This is a genomic window from Longimicrobium sp., from assembly GCF_036280135.1.
Taxonomy (GTDB): Bacteria; Gemmatimonadota; Gemmatimonadetes; order Longimicrobiales; family Longimicrobiaceae; genus Longimicrobium.
Map to the genome: position 1 here is coordinate 1 of NZ_DASURI010000821.1, position 3673 is coordinate 3673.

6 protein-coding genes are annotated in these 3673 nt (G+C 70.5%); 5 read left to right on the forward strand and 1 reads right to left on the reverse strand.

The annotated features are described in order from the left end of the window. From VFZ20_RS26535 to VFZ20_RS26555, 5 genes are all read left to right on the forward strand, one after another. Positions 1 to 241 (forward strand): SDR family oxidoreductase (locus VFZ20_RS26535; protein ID WP_329686985.1); only part of this gene is annotated, 241 nt, incomplete at its 5' end. A 32-nt stretch (positions 242 to 273) separates the two neighbouring features. Then, positions 274 to 555, forward strand: coding sequence for a hypothetical protein (locus tag VFZ20_RS26540; RefSeq protein ID WP_329686986.1), 282 nt, complete (start codon positions 274 to 276; stop codon positions 553 to 555). Next, complete coding sequence (locus VFZ20_RS26545) at positions 552 to 923, forward strand: OsmC family protein (RefSeq protein ID WP_329686987.1); 372 nt, start codon at positions 552 to 554, stop codon at positions 921 to 923. Before VFZ20_RS26540 ends, VFZ20_RS26545 begins: the two co-directional genes overlap by 4 nt. Further along, on the forward strand, positions 920 to 1378 hold the full coding sequence (locus tag VFZ20_RS26550) for a DUF393 domain-containing protein (RefSeq protein WP_329686988.1): 459 nt from the start codon (positions 920 to 922) through the stop codon (positions 1376 to 1378). The genes VFZ20_RS26545 and VFZ20_RS26550 overlap by 4 nt, the downstream gene beginning before the upstream one ends. 255 nt (positions 1379 to 1633) lie before the next feature. Beyond that, on the forward strand, positions 1634 to 2248 hold the full coding sequence (locus VFZ20_RS26555; RefSeq protein ID WP_329686989.1) for an outer membrane beta-barrel protein: 615 nt from the start codon (positions 1634 to 1636) through the stop codon (positions 2246 to 2248). 537 nt (positions 2249 to 2785) lie between these two features. Here VFZ20_RS26555 and VFZ20_RS26560 read toward each other — a convergent pair. Continuing rightward, the coding region (locus tag VFZ20_RS26560) for an SDR family NAD(P)-dependent oxidoreductase (RefSeq protein ID WP_329686990.1) at positions 2786 to 3673 on the reverse strand (888 nt) is incomplete at its 5' end.

Consider the following 3673-nt stretch of genomic DNA (forward strand, 5'->3'; position numbering starts at 1 on the left):
GGCGAACGTCATCTGCCCCGGCGCCATCGAGACGAGCATCGACGACAACACGGAACGCCGCGACCTGGAGAAAGTGCAGACGCCGGTTGAGTTTCCGGATACCGACAAGCCCCTGGAGCGGCACCCCGGCAGCAGCGAGCAGGTGGCACGCTTGGTGCTTTTCCTGGCCTCCGACGCCAGCGACCACATCACGGGGACGGAAATGTGGATCGACGGCGCCGAGTCGCTCATCCGGGGCTGAGGACGCGCCCCGCACCACGCGCGGGGGACGTGATGGAATACGCGGATCGGAACGGATCGCCGTCGCGCGCCCGGCAGGCAACGCTGCTGGGCGCGATCGTGCTGGGCCTCCTGGGGGCGATGGCCCTGCGGCGCGCGCTGCGGGCGCGGGCCGCCGAAGGGGAGCCGGAACGGGCGGACGGTGTATCAACTGACGTGGACGAGGCATCGGACGAGTCGTTCCCGGCGAGCGACCCGCCGGCGTACACGCCCACGCACGCGGGCGCGCCGGACCATCAATCAGGCCCGCGCGGCGCAACGGAGGAGGACCGGTGAAGATCACGCTGCTTTCGGACGACCGCATCCGGCTGGACGGCAGGGCGGGGCCGCTCTCCGTGGAGGCGGACAGCGCGGAGATGCAGTACTCGCCCTTTCACATGCTGGCGAGCGGGCTGGCCACCTGCACCTACTCGGTGCTGGCCTCGTGGGGCACGCACGCCAAGCTCCCCGTGGACGACCTGTCCATCGAGGTGGGCTGGGCGTTCGAGGAGAACCCGCACCGCGTGGGCAGGATGGACGTGGACGTGCTGTGGCCGTCGCTGCCCCAGGAGCGCCGCAACGCCGCCATGCGCGCGGCGGGGCTGTGCACCGTCACGCGCACGTTCGAGCAGCCGCCCACGATCGGCGTGGAGGTGAAGACGTGACCATCCCCGTGGTGCACTTTCGCTTTGGCGGCGCGGAGACGGACGCCGTGGGCATGGGCCGCCCGTTCGTGGTGGTCTACGACGGCGCCTGCAAGGTGTGCGGCCGCCTCGTCAAGCTGCTGAACGCGTGGGATACGAAGAACGAGATCGAGGTGATCCCGTTCCAGAACACCAGCGTGCTGGACCGCTTTCCGTGGATTCCGTCCGAGGCGTACGCCGAGGCCATGCAGCTCATCGGCCCGGGGGGAAAGACGTGGCAGGGCGGCGCCGCCATCGAGCAACTGCTCAAGATCCTGCCCTTTGGCGGGACGTTCGGCTGGGCGTTCGCCATCCCGGGGTTCGGCAACCTGTTCGGCCGGTTCTACCGCTGGTTCGCGCGCAACCGCTACAAGTTCGGCTGCGGCGAGCACTGCCAGGTGCGCCCGCTCAAGATCGACTTCGGCGAGGAGCTTTGAGGCTCGGCGAACGGAGCTCCACGCGCGGCGGACCGGGTGCACACGATCACGGCGAGGGATGAGGAGGCGACGCGCTCCGCATCCCTCGCTTTCATCATCCGGGCTGATCGGTCGTCGGCGTCCTGCTCCGTCCGCTGGCGGATACGGGGGTTTTTCCGTGGCGGTTCCGCGCGCCGGTCGGTACGTTTGGGCGTGGTTTGCATCCGCGCGCGGCGTTCGGGATGGCCGGCGCGCACTCTCTCGCAAGGATGAACGATGAAGAAGACCTCCCTTGGGCTCTTTTCCCTCGTGGCGGCCGCGGCGTTCGCGGTGCCGGCCCACGCCCAGATCCCCAACATCACGCCGTTCTCGCTGGAAGTGCGCGGCGGCCTGGCCGTCCCCACGGGCGACTTTGGCGAGAAGGTGGGGGACGATCCTTCGGTCGAGACGGGCTACACGGTGGGCGCGAACGCCACCTACCACTTCATGCCCCTGCTGGGCGTGTACGCCGGGTACACCTACAACCGCTTTGGCCTGGACGGGTTCGACGGGGTGGACGTGGTTGACCAGGGCTTGAGCGCCGGCGTGCGCGTGGCGGTCCCGACGCCGCTCATCCCCATCGATCCGTATCTCAAGGCGGGCGTGGTGTACAACCGCGTCGGCTTCGAGTTCGACGAGGGCGACGACGGCGGCGAGCTCGACGACGCCACCGAGAGCGACCAGTCGCTGGGCTTCGAGGTGGGCGCGGGCATCGGCATTGGCCTGGGGCCCAAGCTCTCCTTTACGCCGCAGGTGACGTACACGCGCTACGAGCCCCAGTTCGATGGTGAAGGGATCGAGGTAAACGTGGAGCACGTCCGCGTGGACGTGGGGCTTCGCATCCGCCTGTAAGCGCGTCGCGCGACGGCGTCGTCCTCGGGGGCGGCTTCCACGCACGGGAGCCGGCCTCGCGTCCGACCTCCTCTGCCAGCGTCATCCTGAGGAGCCGCCGCGCGGGCTTTCGTCACGACGGAACCGTGGCGGCGACGAAGGATCGTGTATGCGAGACTCGGGGCCGGCTTCCACGCACGGGAGCCGGCCTCTCGCTTTGCACGCAAAATCCTTCGATCGCGCCAACCGTCTGTGCCGCAACGGATTCCGCGCGTCGCTGCCTGAACAGAAAGTCAAGGCTGGCCTCGTGCATGGAGGCGACACCGCGCGAGCGCCCCCTCCGCTCGCCTAGGCTCGCACCTCCCCCAATAACCCCTGGGGGAGGTTGGATGGCGGCGACTTTCATCCCATCGCGGTGCGCGTAGCGCCGAAGGACTCAGGATGACAATCCGTCGGTGGATGGGAAAGAAACCCGACGCGGAACGCATCGCGTCCGTAACGCGCGAGGGGCGGCCCCCGGACGGGAGCCGCCCCTCGCGCATCCGGCCTGACGCGGCGTCAGTGCGCTTCGTCGGCGCCGCCGCGCAGGCCGTAGTCGCCGCCGCGGAAGCCGTAGTCCTGCGGGCGCAGCTCGCCCTCGGCGCGAAAGGCGTTGTCGCCCATGCGGATGGGCCGGCCCACGTCGCGCCCGCGCTCGGCGTAGTCGTCGCCGCGCATCTCCAGGTCCGGCGCGCGCACGCCCACCTCGTCGCCCAGCAGCGAATCATCCCGCAGCCCCGCGCCCCAGGTGGCGCCGCCCGTGGCCACGTCGCCGCGGTAGGTGTCGTCGCGCAGCCCCGTGTAGGGCTGGCCGTCGCCGCGCGGGGCCAAGTCCACCTCCACGTCCATCTCCGCGCGTCGCCGCACGCCCGCCGCCGCCAGCGCGCTGATGGCGCCCACGGCCGCCAGGGCCAGCGCCGTGCGCGCGGGGTTCAGCGCGGCCTTGGTGTACGCGCTGGTGCGCATGACGTAGCCCTCGTGGCCGCCGCGCACGCGCCCGTCCTCCAGCGGCGGCTGGTACAGGCTGTCGCGGCGGGCCGGACGCCGCGGCTCGTCGCGCATCTGCGCGGTGAACATGCTGCGCTCCATCATCCGGTCCGTGAAGCGCGGGGCCACCATCCCCAGCACGGCGTTCATCCCCCCGCCGCCGCCCACGGTGATGGACCGCTTGGGATGGCTGGCGCAGTACAGGATGGCATCCGCCACCGTCTCGGGCCGGTAGATGGGCGCCGGCAGGTCCGGCTCGCGCTCCATGAGGTTGCGCGCGTGCTCGGGGAACGGCGTGTCGATGCTGGCCGGCTTGACCAGCGACACGGAGACGGGCGCGCCGTCGTGCTCCAGCTCCATCCGCAGCGCGTCCGTAAAGCCCTTTACGGCGTGCTTGCTGGCGCTGTAGTGGCCCTGCAG